Consider the following 15646-nt stretch of genomic DNA (forward strand, 5'->3'; position numbering starts at 1 on the left):
CGTCACCCGTTGTGGGCCGACTGAGTGACCGCAAGGACATCCGCGCCGTTCACAGCTTGATCATTCTCAAGCGCCCCGCAAGGGGACTGAACGGGTAGGAAATGTCGATCACCACCAGGTTCGCAAGCGTGGCTCTCGCCGTCGTCTCGGTCGCGACTCTGACCGGAGCCGCAGCTCCGACGAGCGCCTTCCCCGCATCCACCGCGGCAGCGGCGGCCAAGGCCAAGAAATGCGGCTGGCACAACGCCGTCGGCGTTCCCGGCAAGTGGACGAAGTCCACATACAGCTGCCCCACCTGGGGTTATGTGGGCGCCCAGGTCAAGTACGACTGGATCGCCGAGAAGGGCACGCCCTGTGTGAAGGTCAAGTACAACGACAAGCGGCAGAGGGTGAAGTGGACCAAGCCGCTCTGCGGCAAGTCCGGGGCCTTCCGGGATGTGCCCTGGGGCAACGCCGCGGGTTACAAGGAGATCCAGATCAAGGGCTTCGCCATGCTCAAGTGGAAGTAACCCCGACCCGCCCCTGAACCGCACCCACCAACCCCCCATCCCACCCCGAGGCGGACCCCCAGGAATCCAGGGTTCGCCTCTGGTGTTTCTCGGGTGTACCGCCCTCACAGTGGCCTGAAGGCGATCCTGGCGCGATGGATCGCTACCATGGGGTCTCCGGAGCCTGACCGGGGGACCCGGATCGCGTACGAGGAGCCCTCTTGGCAGACGAGGCCCAGCACCTGACCGCCGCCAAGCCCGATTCCGCCTCGGGCCCAGCGGCCAAGCCCGCGCCGAACGCGACGAAGCCGGCGCAGGCGACCAACCCCGCGGCGTCCACGACCTCCGCGAAGGGCCCGGTCCGGCACGCCCACCCCGGGCCCGCCGACAAGGCCGCCGAGCAGCCGCGCCCCACCCCGGCCGCCCCTCCCGAGCGCCCCGCGCCGGCCCCCGCTCCCGCCCCCGCGCCGCCGACCCGCCCCTCGGCCACCGGCCAGCCCGCCCGCTCCGGCTCCTCCAACCGCGTACGCGCCCGCCTCGCCCGCCTCGGCGTCCAGCGCTCCAACCCGTACAACCCGGTCCTGGAGCCGTTGCTGCGTATCGTCCGCAGCAACGACGCGAAGATCGAGACGTCGACGCTGCGCCAGATCGAGAAGGCGTACCAGGTCGCCGAGCGCTGGCACCGCGGCCAGAAGCGCAAGAGCGGCGACCCGTACATCACCCATCCCCTTGCCGTGACCACGATCCTCGCCGAGCTGGGCATGGACCCGGCCACCCTGATGGCGGGCCTGCTGCACGACACGGTCGAGGACACCGAGTACGGCCTCGACCAGCTCCGCCGCGACTTCGGCGACTCCGTTGCCCTCCTCGTCGACGGCGTTACCAAGCTGGACAAGGTCAAGTTCGGCGAGGCCGCCCAGGCCGAGACCGTGCGCAAGATGGTCGTCGCCATGGCCAAGGACCCCCGCGTCCTGGTCATCAAGCTCGCCGACCGCCTCCACAACATGCGCACCATGCGCTACCTCAAGCGCGAGAAGCAGGAGAAGAAGGCGCGCGAGACCCTGGAGATCTACGCGCCGCTCGCCCATCGCCTGGGCATGAACACCATCAAGTGGGAGCTGGAGGACCTCGCCTTCGCGATCCTCTACCCCAAGATGTACGACGAGATCGTCCGGCTGGTGGCCGAGAGGGCACCGAAGCGTGACGAGTACCTGGCCATAGTGACCGACGAGGTCCAGCAGGACCTGCGGGCCGCCCGCATCAAGGCCACCGTCACCGGCCGCCCGAAGCACTACTACAGCGTCTACCAGAAGATGATCGTGCGCGGTCGTGACTTCGCGGAGATCTACGACCTCGTCGGCATCCGCGTCCTCGTGGACACCGTCCGCGACTGCTACGCCGCCCTCGGCACCGTGCACGCGCGATGGAACCCGGTCCCCGGCCGGTTCAAGGACTACATCGCGATGCCCAAGTTCAACATGTACCAGTCGCTGCACACAACGGTCATCGGGCCCAACGGCAAGCCCGTCGAACTCCAGATCCGAACGTTCGACATGCACCGCCGCGCCGAGTACGGCATCGCCGCGCACTGGAAGTACAAGCAGGAGGCCGTCGCCGGTGCCTCCAAGGTGCGTACGGACGCCCCGAAGAGCACCGGCAAGGACGATCACCTCAACGACATGGCGTGGCTGCGCCAACTGCTGGACTGGCAGAAGGAGACCGAGGACCCGGGCGAGTTCCTGGAGTCCCTGCGCTTCGACCTGTCCCGCAACGAGGTCTTCGTCTTCACTCCGAAGGGCGACGTCATAGCGCTGCCGGCCAGCGCCACCCCCGTCGACTTCGCGTACGCCGTTCACACCGAGGTCGGCCACCGCACGATCGGCGCCCGCGTCAACGGCCGCCTCGTCCCCCTCGAATCCACCCTGGACAACGGCGACCTGGTGGAGGTCTTCACCTCCAAGGCGCCCGGCGCCGGCCCGTCCCGCGACTGGCTCGGCTTCGTCAAGTCACCGCGTGCCCGCAACAAGATCCGCGCCTGGTTCTCCAAGGAGCGCCGTGACGAGGCCATAGAGCAGGGCAAGGACGCCATCGTCCGCGCCATGCGCAAGCAGAACCTGCCGATCCAGCGCATCCTCACCGGCGACTCCCTGGTCACCCTCGCGCACGAGATGCGCTACCCCGACATCTCCGCCCTCTACGCGGCCATAGGCGAGGGCCATGTCTCCGCGCAGAGCGTGGTGCAGAAGCTCGTCCAGGCCCTCGGCGGCGAGGAGGCGGCCACCGAGGAGATCGACGAGGCCGTACCGCCCACCCGCGGCCGTAGCCGCAAGCGGCGCGGCAGCAACGACCCCGGTGTGGTCGTCAAGGGCGTCGAGGACGTCTGGGTCAAGCTCGCCCGCTGCTGTACGCCCGTCCCCGGCGACCCCATCATCGGCTTCGTCACCCGGGGCAGTGGCGTATCGGTTCACCGCAGCGACTGCGTCAACGTCGAGTCGCTCTCCCGTGAACCCGAGCGCATCCTCGACGTCGAGTGGGCCCCCACCCAGTCCTCGGTCTTCCTCGTCGCCATACAGGTCGAGGCCCTGGACCGTTCACGGCTGCTGTCGGACGTCACCCGGGTCCTCTCCGACCAGCACGTCAACATCCTCTCGGCCGCCGTCCAGACCTCCCGCGACCGCGTCGCCACCTCCCGCTTCACCTTCGAAATGGGCGACCCCAAGCACCTGGGCCACGTCCTGAAGGCCGTACGTGGCGTGGAGGGCGTCTACGACGTCTACCGCGTGACGTCGGCCCGCAGGCCGGGCTAGGGCGGGCCGAGAGACCGGCCGGCAGACGGGGCGGGCCAGGGCCGACAGGCCGATGACAGACAAAGAAGAGGGCCACCCGATTTCTCGGGTGGCCCTCTTCCGCCGTTCATCGGCCCGTCGGCCACAGGCTGACCCAGCTGCTCAGCCGCTGAACTCCTGCAGACCCCGCAGAGCCTGGTCCAACAGCGCCTGGCGGCCTTCCAGCTCCTTCTCCAGCTTGTCGGCCTTGGCGTTGTTGCCCTGGGCGCGAGCCTGCTCGATCTGGTTCTTCAGCTTGTCCACCGCCGCCTGGAGCTGGCCCGTCAGGCCCTCGGCGCGGGCGCGCGCCTCCGGGTTGGTACGGCGCCACTCCGCTTCCTCGGCCTCCTGGATGGCCCGCTCGACGGCGTGCATCCGGCCCTCGATCTTCGGACGGGCGTCACGCGGGACATGACCGATGGCCTCCCACCGCTCGTTGACCGAACGGAAGGCCGCACGGGCCGCCTTCAGATCCGTCACCGGAAGGATCTTCTCCGCCTCCTCGGCCAGCTCCTCCTTGAGCTTGAGGTTCTCGGCCTGCTCCGCGTCACGCTCGGCGAACACGGAGCTACGGGCGGCGAAGAAGACGTCCTGGGCGCCACGGAAGCGGTTCCACAGGTCGTCCTCGTGCTCACGCTGCGCACGACCCGCGGCCTTCCAGTCGGCCATCAGCTCGCGGTAGCGCGCGGCCGTCGGGCCCCAGTCCGTCGAACCCGACAGCGCCTCGGCCTCCGCGACCAGCTTCTCCTTGGTCTTGCGGGCCTCCTCACGCTGCGCGTCCAACTGCGCGAAGTGGGCCTTCCGGCGCTTGGAGAACGCCGAGCGGGCATGCGAGAAGCGGTGCCACAACTCGTCGTCCGACTTGCGGTCCAGCCGGGGCAGACCCTTCCAGGTGTCCACCAGGGCCCGCAGCCGCTCACCGGCCGCCCGCCACTGCTCGGACTGGGCCAGCTCCTCCGCCTCGACGACCAGCGCCTCCTTGGCGTGCCGGGCCTCGTCCGTCTGCTTCGCCCGCTGCTGCTTGCGCTCCTCACGGCGCGACTCGACGGTCTCGACGAGCTTGTCCAGCCGCACCTTCAGCGCATCCAGGTCACCGACCGCGTGGTGCGCGTCGACCTGCTCACGGATGTGGTCGATCGCGGTCTGCGCGTCCTTCGCGGACAGGTCGGTGGTCTTCACTCGCTTCTCGAGGAGGCCGATCTCGACAACCAGGCCCTCGTACTTGCGCTCGAAATAGGCCAGCGCCTCCTCGGGGGAGCCGGCCTGCCAGGAACCGACGACCTGCTCACCGTCGGCCGTACGCACGTACACGGTCCCCGTCTCGTCGACGCGGCCCCACGGGTCGCTGCTCACAGCGCCTCCTCCACATGATGCCTGCGGGGGGCCTGAAGCTCCCCCGGGCATCGTCCACAGTTTCGTCACGGCCAACATAGGCGACCGGCGGGTTGCCTGTCCGCATCCCGCGCGACCGAAATTTCACCGCAGACTGTCAGGACTTCTTGACAGTCGCCTTGTTGATCACCACGGTCGCGTTGGGCGTCCCATCACCCATGCCCGTGTTCTCACCCGCGTCGGCGATCTTCTTCAGGACCTTCATACCGGCCTCGGAGACCGTCCCGAACGGCGTGTAGTTGGCCGGAAGCGGACTGTCCTGGAAGACCAGGAAGAACTGGCTGCCGCCGCTGTTCTTGCCCTCACCGGTCTGCCCGTTGTACTGGTTCGCCATGGCGACCGTGCCCGCCGGGTACACATCGCCCTTCAGCCGCGAGTCCTTCAGGTTCTCGTCCGGGATCGTGTACCCGGGACCGCCCATCCCCGTGCCCTGCGGGTCACCGCACTGCAGCACGTAGATGCCCTGCGTGGTGAGCCGGTGGCACTTCGTGTGATCCAGGTAGCCCTGGTTGACGAGGAAGTCGAAGGAGTTCACGGTGTGCGGGGCCTTCGCCGCGTCCATCGTTATGTCGATGTCACCGCAGGTCGTCTGGAGATCCATCGTGTACTTCGCGGTCTTGTCGATGGTGATCTCGGGCTCCTTCTTGAAGGTGAGCTCCTTGACCTTGCCCGCGGCGGCCTTCTCGCACGGGTCCGGCGCCTTGCTCGGCGACGCGCTCGGCGTCACCTCCGCGCTCGCGTTGTCCTTCTTGCCGTCGTCCTTGAGGACCCCGGTCGTGTACAGCGCGAGACTGCCCACCACGGTGACGCCCAGAACCGAGGCGACCACGGCGTTGCGGACATGGGCCTTGCGCCGCGCCTCGGTACGCCGCTGCTGCTGCCGCAAGAACTTCTCCCGGGCGAGCTGACGCCGCCGCTGCTCCTGGCTGACCACCGGGTTCTCTCCTCATACGTCTCGTACGTCGACAGGTGCGTCGCACGTCTCGTGAGTCGACTGTTTGTGTGTGACCCGTACCGTATATGGGTTCGCTGAGGAAACGGCAGCGCCGGTAGGCTCTGATCCACAGCAAGCCGTCCCGTACGACGGAGGAGTCATCCCCGTACGACGGAAGCAAGCCACTCCGTGCGACGGACGCAAGCCGCCCTCGTACGACGAATCGAAGGACGATCGTGCTCATTGCCGGGTTCCCCGCCGGGGCCTGGGGGACCAACTGTTACCTGGTCGCCCCCGCCGCCGGTGAGGAGTGCGTGATCATCGACCCGGGCCACGAGGCCACCCAGGGAGTCGAGGAGACGCTGAGGAAGCATCGGCTCAAGCCCGTCGCCGTCGTCCTCACCCATGGCCACCTCGACCATGTGGCCTCGGTCGTCCCCGTGTGCGGCGCGCACGACGTACCTGCGTGGGTCCACCCCCAGGACCGGTACATGATGAGCGACCCCGAGAAGGCGCTCGGCCGTTCCATCGGTATGCCGCTGCTGGGCGAGCTGACCATCGGGGAGCCCGACGACGTCAGGGAGCTGACCGACGGCGCCCGGCTGGAGCTGGCCGGTCTGGAGCTGTCCGTCGCGCACGCGCCCGGCCATACCAAGGGGTCGGTGACCTTCCGGATGCCCGAGACCACGGAGATCCCCTCCGTGTTCTTCTCCGGGGATCTGCTCTTCGCCGGCTCCATCGGACGCACCGACCTGCCCGGCGGTGACATGGCCGAGATGCTCGACTCGCTGGCCCGCGTGTGCCTGCCGCTCGACGACTCGACCGTGGTCCTGTCCGGCCACGGCCCCCAGACGACCATCGGCCAGGAGCGCGCCACCAACCCGTATCTGCGGCAGGTGGCGGCCGGCGGCCAGGGAGCCCCCGAGGCTTCCCGACGAGGATTGTGACGAGAGACCTTCCGTGAGCACTTTTCAGGCCCCCAAGGGCACGTACGACCTGCTGCCGCCCCGCTCGGCGAGGTTCCTCGCGGTGCGTGAGGCGATCGCCGAGCCGCTGAGGAACTCCGGCTACGGCTACATCGAGACACCCGGCTTCGAGAACGTCGAGCTCTTCGCCCGCGGTGTCGGTGAGTCCACCGACATCGTGACCAAGGAGATGTACGCCTTCGAGACCAAGGGCGGTGACAGGCTCGCCCTGCGCCCCGAGGGCACCGCGTCCGTGCTGCGCGCCACGCTGGAGGCTAGCCTGCACCGGCAGGGCAACCTCCCCGTCAAGCTCTGGTACTCGGGCTCGTACTACCGCTACGAGGCGCCGCAGGCCGGCCGTTACCGGCACTTCTCCCAGGTCGGCGCCGAGGCCATCGGCGCCGAGGACCCGGCGCTGGACGCCGAGTTGATCATCCTGGCCGACCAGGCGTACCGCGCGCTCGGCCTCAGGAACTTCCGCATCCTGCTCAACAGCCTCGGCGACAAGGAGTGCCGTCCCGTCTACCGGGCCGCCCTGCAGGAGTTCCTGCGCGGTCTCGACCTGGACGAGGACACCCTCCGCCGCGCCGAGATCAACCCGCTGCGCGTGCTCGACGACAAACGGGAGTCGGTCCAGAAGCAGTTGACGGGCGTTCCGCTCCTGCGCGACTACCTCTGCGACGCCTGCAAGACGTACCACGAGGAGGTGCGCGAGCTGATCACGGCGGCCGGAGTCGCCTTCGAGGACGACCTCAAGCTGGTGCGCGGCCTGGACTACTACACGCGTACGACCTTCGAGTTCGTCCACGACGGTCTGGGTTCCCAGTCCGCGGTGGGCGGCGGCGGACGCTACGACGGCCTCTCCGAGATGATCGGCGGCCCCGCGCTGCCGTCGGTCGGCTGGGCCCTCGGCGTCGACCGTACGGTCCTGGCGCTGGAGGCGGAGGGCGTGGAGCTCGAAATCCCCGCGTCCACCAGTGTGTTCGCCGTGCCCCTCGGCGAAGAGGCCCGTCGGGTGCTCTTCGCCAAGGTCACCGAACTGCGCAAGGTGGGCATCGCGGCGGACTTCGCGTACGGCGGCAAGGGGCTCAAGGGCGCCATGAAGAACGCCAACCGCAGCGGGGCGCGCTACGCCATCGTGGCGGGCGAGCGGGACCTGGCCGAGGGCGTCGTTCAGTTGAAGGACATGGAGTCCGGCGACCAGGTCGCCATCGGCGTCAACGAGATCGTCGCGGAGCTGGAGTCCCGGCTGGGCTGAGCCGGCCTTTCTCGCCCCCGCCGCCCTTACCCGTTCCCATCCCTGGGGGCTGCCGCCCCCAGACCCCCGCTTCGGCCGAACGGCCTCGTCCTCAAACGCCGGACGGGCTGAAGATGCGGGCCGCAGGCCCGCAAGGGGCGCGGGGCTGCATCGATATGCGGCTCCGCCGCGTGGGCGCGACAAGCCACGACGGTCGGGCAGATCCCCACACACCGCAACCGCCCCTCCCCAAGCAGGGGTCTGGGGGCGGCAGCCCCCAGGAATGGCGGGGTCGAAGGGGCGCAGCCCCTGGGGAGGGGAACGGGTAAGGGCGGCGGGGGCGACACTTATGTCCAACCAACGGCGCACGCGCGAGGGTGTACGGCACAATGACCGTGCCCCAGAGGCCTCTTCGAAGTGACGGATGCGGCGTGATGAGCAAGACGACAGTCAGGGATGTTCCGGCTCAGCGGGAGCGAGAGATGGGCAGCGCCCCGCGCGCGCTGGGCGGCAGTCGCGCCTTCGCGATACTGCTGCTGATCACCGGGGCCGCCGGACTGCTCGCCGCATGGGTCATCACGATCGACAAGTTCAAGCTGCTGGAGGACCCGAACTTCACCCCCGGGTGCAGCCTCAACCCGGTCGTGTCCTGCGGCAACATCATGAAGAGCGACCAGGCGGCGGTGTTCGGGTTCCCCAACCCGATGCTCGGCCTCGTCGCCTACGGCATCGTCATCTGCGTCGGCATGAGCCTGCTCGCACGGGTGACCTTCCCGCGCTGGTACTGGCTCACCTTCAACGCGGGCTGTCTGTTCGGCGTGAGCTTCTGCGCCTGGCTGATGTTCCAGTCGCTGTACCGGATCAACGCCCTGTGCCTGTGGTGCAGCCTCGCCTGGGTCGCGACGATCATCATGTTCTGGTACGTGACCTCGTTCAACATCCGCAACGGCTTCCTGCCCGCGCCGAACTTGCTGAAGAACTTCTTCGGCGAGTTCACCTGGGTCATGCCCGTACTGCACATCGGGATCATCGGCATGCTGATCCTGACCCGCTGGTGGGACTTCTGGACCGGCTGACCGCCCGGCGGGGATTGTCAGTGCCGTCCTTTAGGGTTTCAGCGTGGAGCCCGATCTGTTCACCGCCGCCGCCGAGGAACGCCAGGAGAAGGACCCGGCCGGCAGTCCCCTCGCCGTTCGTATGCGTCCGCGCACACTCGACGAGGTCGTCGGCCAGCAGCATCTGCTGAAGCCGGGTTCACCCCTGCGCAGGCTGGTCGGCGAGTCCGGCGGCGGCCCGGCCGGCCCCTCCTCCGTGATCCTCTGGGGCCCGCCTGGCACGGGCAAGACGACGTTGGCGTACGTCGTGTCGAAGGCGACGAACAAGCGTTTTGTCGAACTCTCCGCGATCACCGCCGGCGTCAAGGAGGTCCGCGCGGTCATCGACGGCGCCCGCCGCGCCACCGGCGGCTTCGGCAAGGAGACCGTCCTCTTCCTCGACGAGATCCACCGCTTCAGCAAGGCCCAGCAGGACTCCCTGCTCCCCGCCGTCGAGAACCGCTGGGTCACGCTCATCGCGGCAACCACCGAGAACCCGTACTTCTCGGTGATCTCCCCTCTCCTGTCCCGCTCCCTCCTCCTCACCCTCGAACCGCTCACGGACGACGACCTGCGCGGCCTCCTCCGCCGCGCCCTCACCGACGAGCGCGGCCTCAAGAGCGCCGTCACCCTCCCCGAGGACACCGAGGCACATCTGCTGAGGATCGCCGGCGGCGACGCCCGCCGGGCCCTCACCGCGCTGGAGGCCGCCGCCGGAGCCGCCCTCGACAAGGGGGAACAGGAGATCGGCCTCCAGACGCTGGAGGAGACCGTCGACCGGGCCGCCGTGAAGTACGACCGCGACGGCGACCAGCACTACGACGTGGCCAGCGCCCTCATCAAGTCCATCCGCGGCTCCGACGTGGACGCGGCCCTGCACTATCTGGCCCGGATGATCGAGGCCGGCGAGGACCCCCGCTTCATCGCCCGCCGACTGATGATCTCCGCCAGCGAGGACATCGGCCTCGCCGACCCGAACGCGCTGCCGACAGCCGTGGCCGCCGCCCAGGCCGTCGCCATGATCGGCTTCCCGGAGGCCGCCCTCACCCTCAGCCACGCCACCATCGCCCTCGCGCTCGCCCCCAAGTCGAACTCCGCGACGACCGCGATCGGCGCCGCCATGGAAGACGTACGAAAGGGGCTCGCGGGTCCGGTGCCCATGCATCTGCGGGACGGGCACTACAAGGGCGCCGCCAAACTGGGGCACGCCCAGGGGTACGTCTACCCGCACGACCTGGCCGAGGGCATCGCCGAGCAGCAGTACGCACCGGACGCCTTGAAGGACCGGGAGTACTACAGCCCGACCAGACACGGCGCCGAGGCGCGGTACGCGGACGCCGTGGAGTGGACCAGGAAGCACCTCGGTCGAAAGCGGTCCTGAAGCCCCTGTAGACTTCCCCACAGTGCTGCGTCCCGTGTCCGGCTCCGGTCGGCGCCTCAGGCGGGACGACCAGCCGGATCTGTGATCCAGGAGCGTCGCGCACCGTCGTAGGTGTCGCGGGCAGCCCACCACCACCCGAAGCCTCGGGAAGCGGTCGGTGGGCCGTTCGTGTGCTGCACGTATGTGCCCAGACCAGGGGAGCGGCTACCCGACAAGTCCCTCGTGGACCTGACGGGATTCCCCGGCTGCGGATGCGACCTCCCGTAACCCTGAGGCAGCCGAATCAAGGAAAAGAAGGAAAAAGTGGCGAACCAGTCCCGCCCCAAGGTCAAGAAGTCGCGTGCCCTCGGCATCGCGCTGACCCCGAAGGCCGTCAAGTACTTCGAGGCCCGCCCCTACCCGCCGGGCGAGCACGGCCGTGGCCGCAAGCAGAACTCGGACTACAAGGTCCGTCTGCTGGAGAAGCAGCGTCTGCGCGCCCAGTACGACATCTCCGAGCGTCAGCTCGTCCGCGCCTACGAGCGCGCCTCCAAGGTTCAGGGCAAGACCGGTGAGGCCCTGATCGTCGAGCTGGAGCGCCGTCTCGACGCCCTGGTCCTGCGTTCGGGCATCGCCCGCACGATCTACCAGGCCCGTCAGATGGTCGTCCACGGCCACATCGAGGTCAACGGCCACAAGGTCGACAAGCCGTCCTTCCGCGTCAAGCCGGACGACGTCGTCATGGTCCGTGAGCGCAGCCGTCAGAAGCCGCTGTTCGAGATCGCCCGCGAGGGTGGCTTCGCGGCGGACGGCGAGACCCCGCGCTACCTCCAGGTGAACCTCAAGGCCCTGGCGTTCCGCCTGGACCGCGAGCCCAACCGCAAGGAAGTCCCGGTCATCTGCGACGAGCAGCTCGTCGTCGAGTACTACGCCCGTTGATCCTCGTTCGACGGACGTAGTAAGCACCGAGCGTCGGCCCGTCGCCCCCAGCCTTCCGAGGCGAGCGGGGCGGCGGGCTCTCGCCTTTCCGGCGCCGATGTCCCGATGGGTCCGGGCCCGGTCGTCCGGGCCGCCCGATGCGCCGCTTCTTCCCGCGCGGCTTACGCATTAATGCGGTACGGAGTGGTAGCCCCGGCGCGATAGGCTCGGCAACAGACTTTTCGATGTTCAGGCATGTTCCAGGGAGCGGGTGGCACACGGTGTCCGGTGGAGAGGTGGCCGGGATTCTGGTGGCCGTCTTCTGGGCGATCCTGGTCTCCTTCCTCGCCGTCGCGCTGGCGAGGCTGGCCCAGACGCTCAAGGCGACCACCAAACTCGTCGCGGATGTGACCGACCAGGCCGTGCCCCTCCTCGCCGAGGCCTCCACCGCCGTCCGCTCCGCGCAGACCCAGCTCGACCGGGTCGACGCCATCGCGTCCGACGTCCAGGAGGTCACGTCGAACGCCTCGGCGCTCTCCACGACCGTCGCCTCCACCTTCGGCGGCCCCCTCGTCAAGGTCGCCGCGTTCGGCTACGGCGTCCGCCGGGCCATCGGCGGCCGCAAGGACGCCGCGCCCGCCAAGGAGCCCCGGCGTACGGTGATCGTGGGCCGCACGGTTTCGGCAGCGCGACGGGACAAGCGGAAGAAGGGCTGAGCGAGCGATGTTCCGCCGTACGTTCTGGTTCACCACAGGGGTCGCCGCCGGAGTGTGGGCGACCACCAAGGTCAACCGCAAGCTGAAGCAGCTCACCCCCGAGCACCTCGCGGGCCAGGCGGCGAACAAGGCGATCGAGGCGGGCCACAGGCTCAAGGACCGCGCCGTCGGCTTCGCCCTCGACGTCCGCGACAACATGGCCCAGCGGGAAGCCGAGTTGGGCGAGGTACTCGGCATCGAGGCCGACCCCGACCGGCTCCCGGAGCTTCCGGGCCCCCGGCGCGTGGCCGCCATCGAGAACAGCGACACCCCGAAGTACAGCAGGAATCCGAGGTACGTCGAGAGTTCGTCGTACCCGTACAACCGGAATGAGGACCACTGATGGAGTCGGCTGAAATCCGCCGCCGCTGGTTGAGCTTCTTCGAGGAGCGCGGTCACACCGTCGTCCCTTCGGCGTCGCTCATCGCGGACGACCCGACTCTGCTCCTGGTCAACGCGGGCATGGTCCCGTTCAAGCCGTACTTCCTCGGTGAGGTCAAGCCCTCCTTCGCCCGCGCCACCAGCGTGCAGAAGTGCGTCCGCACGCCGGACATCGAGGAGGTCGGCAAGACCACCCGGCACGGCACGTTCTTCCAGATGTGCGGCAACTTCTCCTTCGGCGACTACTTCAAGGAAGGCGCCATCAAGCACGCCTGGGAGCTGCTCACCAGCCCCCAGGACAAGGGCGGTTACGGCCTTGAGCCGGAGAAGCTCTGGATCACCGTCTACAAGGACGACGACGAGGCCGAGCGCATCTGGCACGAGCAGATCGGCGTGCCCAAGGAGCGCATCCAGCGCCTCGGCATGAAGGACAACTACTGGTCCATGGGCGTCCCCGGCCCGTGCGGCCCCTGCTCCGAGATCAACTACGACCGCGGCCCCGAGTTCGGCGTCGAGGGCGGCCCGGCCGTCAACGACGAGCGGTACGTGGAGATCTGGAACCTGGTCTTCATGCAGTACGAGCGCGGCGAGGGCACCTCCAAGGAGGACTTCGAGATCCTCGGCGAGCTGCCCAGCAAGAACATCGACACGGGCCTCGGCCTGGAGCGCCTCGCCATGATTCTGCAGGGCGTGCAGAACATGTACGAGATCGACACCTCCATGGCCGTCATCAACAAGGCCACCGAACTGACCGGTGTCCGCTACGGCGACGCCAAGGACTCCGACGTCTCCCTGCGCGTGGTCACCGACCACATCCGCACCGCCGTGATGCTCATCGGCGACGGCGTCACCCCTGGCAACGAGGGCCGCGGCTATGTCCTGCGCCGCATCATGCGCCGCGCCATCCGCAATATGCGCCTGCTCGGCGCCACCGGCCCGGTCGTCCAGGACCTCATCGACGTCGTCATCGGCATGATGGGCCGGCAGTACCCCGAGCTGATCACCGACCGCGAGCGCATCGAGAAGGTCGCCCTCGCCGAGGAGAACGCCTTCCTCAAGACGCTGAAGGCCGGCACCAACATCCTTGACACCGCCGTCACGGAGACCAAGGCCTCCGGAGGCAAGGTCCTCGCCGGCGACAAGGCGTTCCTGCTCCACGACACCTGGGGATTCCCGATCGACCTCACCCTGGAGATGGCCGCCGAGCAGGGCCTCTCCGTGGACGAGGACGGCTTCCGCCGGCTGATGAAGGACCAGCGGGACCGCGCCAAGGCCGACGCCCGCGCCAAGAAGACCGGCCACGCCGACCTCGGCGCCTACCGCGAGATCGCCGACACCTCCGGCGAGACCGACTTCATCGGCTATGACAGCACCGATGGCGAGTCCACGGTCGTCGGCATCCTCGTCGACGGGCTCTCCTCGCCCGCCGCCACCGAGGGCGACGAGGTCGAGATCGTCCTCGACCGCACCCCGTTCTACGCCGAGGGCGGCGGCCAGATCGGCGACACCGGCCGGATCAAGGTCGACTCCGGTGCCGTCATCGAGATCCGCGACTGCCAGAAGCCGGTCCCGGGCGTCTACGTCCACAAGGGCGTCGTCCAGGTCGGCGAGGTCACCGTCGGCGCCAAGGCCCACGCCTCGATCGACAACCTCCGCCGCAAGGCCATCGCCCGCGCCCACTCGGCCACCCACCTCACCCACCAGGCCCTGCGCGACGCCCTCGGCCCGACGGCCGCCCAGGCCGGTTCCGAGAACCAGCCCGGCCGCTTCCGCTTCGACTTCGGCTCCCCGTCCGCCGTGCCCACGGCCGTGATGACCGACGTCGAGCAGAAGATCAACGAAGTGCTGGCCCGTGACCTCGACGTCCGCGCCGACATCATGGGCATCGACGAGGCCAAGAAGCAGGGCGCCATCGCAGAGTTCGGCGAGAAGTACGGCGAGCGCGTCCGCGTCGTCACCATCGGCGACTTCTCCAAGGAGCTGTGCGGCGGCACGCACGTCCACAACACCGCCCAGCTCGGCCTGGTCAAGCTGCTCGGCGAGTCGTCGATCGGCTCCGGTGTGCGCCGTATCGAAGCCCTGGTCGGTGTCGACGCCTACAACTTCCTCGCCCGTGAGCACACGGTCGTCGCCCAGCTCCAGGAGCTGATCAAGGGCCGTCCGGAGGAGCTTCCGGAGAAGATCTCCGCCATGCTCGGCAAGTTGAAGGACGCCGAGAAGGAGATCGAGAAGTTCCGCGCGGAGAAGGTGCTGCAGGCCGCCGCCGGTCTCGCCGAGTCCGCCCAGGACGTGCGCGGTATCGCCCTCGTGACCGGTCAGGTCCCGGACGGCACCACCGCCGACGACCTCCGCAAGCTGGTCCTCGACGTACGCGGACGTATCCAGGGCGGTCGGGCCGCCGTGGTCGCGCTGTTCACCACGGTGAACGGCAAGCCGCTGACGGTCATCGCCACCAACGAGGCCGCCCGTGAGCGCGGACTCAAGGCCGGCGACCTGGTCCGTACGGCCGCCAAGACCCTCGGCGGCGGTGGCGGCGGAAAGCCCGACGTCGCCCAGGGCGGCGGCCAGAACCCGGCCGCCATCGGCGAGGCCGTGGCCGCGGTCGAGCGCCTGGTCACCGAGACGGCCAAGTGAGCGCGGTCGGAGCGATGGACCGGGTGAGCCGGTGAACGCGACCGATCACACGAGCGAAGACGACGGCCCGGTGATGCGCCGGGGCCGTCGGCTCGCGATCGACGTCGGGGACGCCCGGATCGGGGTCGCCTCCTGCGACCCCGACGGCATCCTCGCCACCCCCGTCGAAACGGTTCCCGGACGTGATGTCCCGGCGGCCCAACGCCGGTTGGGGCAACTCGTCGAGGAGTACGAGCCGATCGAGGTCGTCGTCGGCCTGCCTCGCTCCCTCAAGGGGGGCGAGGGCCCGGCGGCCGTCAAGGTACGGGGCTTCGCCCAGCAACTGGCCCGCATGATCGCCCCCGTTCCGGTGAGACTCCTCGACGAGAGGATGACCACAGTGACGGCAGGACAGGGGCTGCGCGCTTCTGGAGTGAAGTCGAAAAAGGGCAGGTCGGTGATCGACCAGGCCGCCGCGGTGATCATCCTCCAACAGGCGCTGGAATCGGAGCGGGCGTCAGGTAAAGCTCCGGGAGAAGGCGTCGAAGTGGTCATCTGATCGCGATACGGTAACGTTCCGCGCGATGCGGTGGCCTTCGAACAGCCACCGCACAAAAAGAGGCGGGGACGAAAGCCGAGCCACATTCCCCGCGTGACCGCCGCCTCGCGGCGCAGGGCCTGTCG

At 68.7% G+C, this 15646-nt stretch carries 13 protein-coding genes; 11 read left to right on the forward strand and 2 right to left on the reverse strand.

Features of this window, described 5'->3' with window-relative positions; all coding sequences use genetic code 11:
- Nucleotides 1–128 precede the first annotated feature (128 nt).
- Both ACWD4G_RS01970 and ACWD4G_RS01975 read left to right on the forward strand, forming a co-directional pair.
- Nucleotides 129–509: a hypothetical protein gene (locus ACWD4G_RS01970; protein WP_451290139.1), complete on the forward strand. Its 381-nt coding sequence runs from the start codon at nt 129–131 to the stop codon at nt 507–509.
- A 200-nt stretch (nt 510–709) separates the two neighbouring features.
- Complete coding sequence (locus ACWD4G_RS01975; protein ID WP_451290140.1) at nt 710–3295, forward strand: RelA/SpoT family protein; 2586 nt, start codon at nt 710–712, stop codon at nt 3293–3295.
- A 141-nt stretch (nt 3296–3436) separates the two neighbouring features.
- Here the strand turns inward: ACWD4G_RS01975 and ACWD4G_RS01980 are convergent, their stop codons facing one another.
- Both ACWD4G_RS01980 and ACWD4G_RS01985 read right to left on the reverse strand, forming a co-directional pair.
- Nucleotides 3437–4666 carry a DUF349 domain-containing protein gene (locus ACWD4G_RS01980; RefSeq protein WP_451290142.1) on the reverse strand — a complete coding sequence of 410 codons (1230 nt, stop codon included), beginning with the start codon at nt 4664–4666 and terminating at the stop codon, nt 3437–3439.
- 136 nt (nt 4667–4802) lie between these two features.
- Nucleotides 4803–5639 carry a peptidylprolyl isomerase gene (locus ACWD4G_RS01985; RefSeq protein WP_451290143.1) on the reverse strand — a complete coding sequence of 279 codons (837 nt, stop codon included), beginning with the start codon at nt 5637–5639 and terminating at the stop codon, nt 4803–4805.
- Nucleotides 5640–5875: 236 nt separating this feature from the next.
- Here ACWD4G_RS01985 and ACWD4G_RS01990 point away from each other — a divergent pair, with 236 nt between their 5' ends.
- The 9 genes from ACWD4G_RS01990 (at nt 5876) to ruvX (ending at nt 15521) form a co-directional block, all read left to right on the forward strand.
- Entirely contained in the window at nt 5876–6586 is a 711-nt protein-coding gene (locus ACWD4G_RS01990) for an MBL fold metallo-hydrolase (RefSeq protein ID WP_451290144.1), read from the forward strand.
- Between the two features lie 13 nt (nt 6587–6599).
- A complete protein-coding gene (gene hisS / locus ACWD4G_RS01995) occupies nt 6600–7862 on the forward strand; it encodes a histidine--tRNA ligase (RefSeq protein ID WP_451290145.1) in 1263 nt (420 codons plus the stop codon).
- Nucleotides 7863–8275: 413 nt separating this feature from the next.
- Nucleotides 8276–8917, forward strand: coding sequence for a vitamin K epoxide reductase family protein (locus ACWD4G_RS02000; protein ID WP_451290146.1), 642 nt, complete (start codon nt 8276–8278; stop codon nt 8915–8917).
- A gap of 43 nt (nt 8918–8960) precedes the next feature.
- Nucleotides 8961–10316, forward strand: a complete 1356-nt coding sequence (locus ACWD4G_RS02005) for a replication-associated recombination protein A (protein WP_451290148.1) — start codon at nt 8961–8963, stop codon at nt 10314–10316.
- Between the two features lie 303 nt (nt 10317–10619).
- Entirely contained in the window at nt 10620–11234 is a 615-nt protein-coding gene (gene rpsD / locus ACWD4G_RS02010; RefSeq protein ID WP_009311313.1) for a 30S ribosomal protein S4, read from the forward strand.
- Between the two features lie 224 nt (nt 11235–11458).
- A complete protein-coding gene (locus ACWD4G_RS02015; RefSeq protein ID WP_451290149.1) occupies nt 11459–11929 on the forward strand; it encodes a DUF948 domain-containing protein in 471 nt (156 codons plus the stop codon).
- A 7-nt stretch (nt 11930–11936) separates the two neighbouring features.
- Nucleotides 11937–12311, forward strand: coding sequence for a hypothetical protein (locus ACWD4G_RS02020; protein WP_451290150.1), 375 nt, complete (start codon nt 11937–11939; stop codon nt 12309–12311).
- Entirely contained in the window at nt 12311–14983 is a 2673-nt protein-coding gene (gene alaS / locus ACWD4G_RS02025) for an alanine--tRNA ligase (RefSeq protein ID WP_451290151.1), read from the forward strand. Before ACWD4G_RS02020 ends, alaS begins: the two co-directional genes overlap by 1 nt.
- 73 nt (nt 14984–15056) lie before the next feature.
- Nucleotides 15057–15521 (forward strand): Holliday junction resolvase RuvX, encoded by a 465-nt coding sequence (gene ruvX / locus ACWD4G_RS02030; RefSeq protein ID WP_451290284.1) that lies wholly within the window; start codon nt 15057–15059, stop codon nt 15519–15521.
- The last annotated feature ends 125 nt before the right edge of the window (nt 15522–15646 follow it).

The sequence above is a fragment of the Streptomyces sp. NPDC002643 genome (assembly GCF_053592555.1).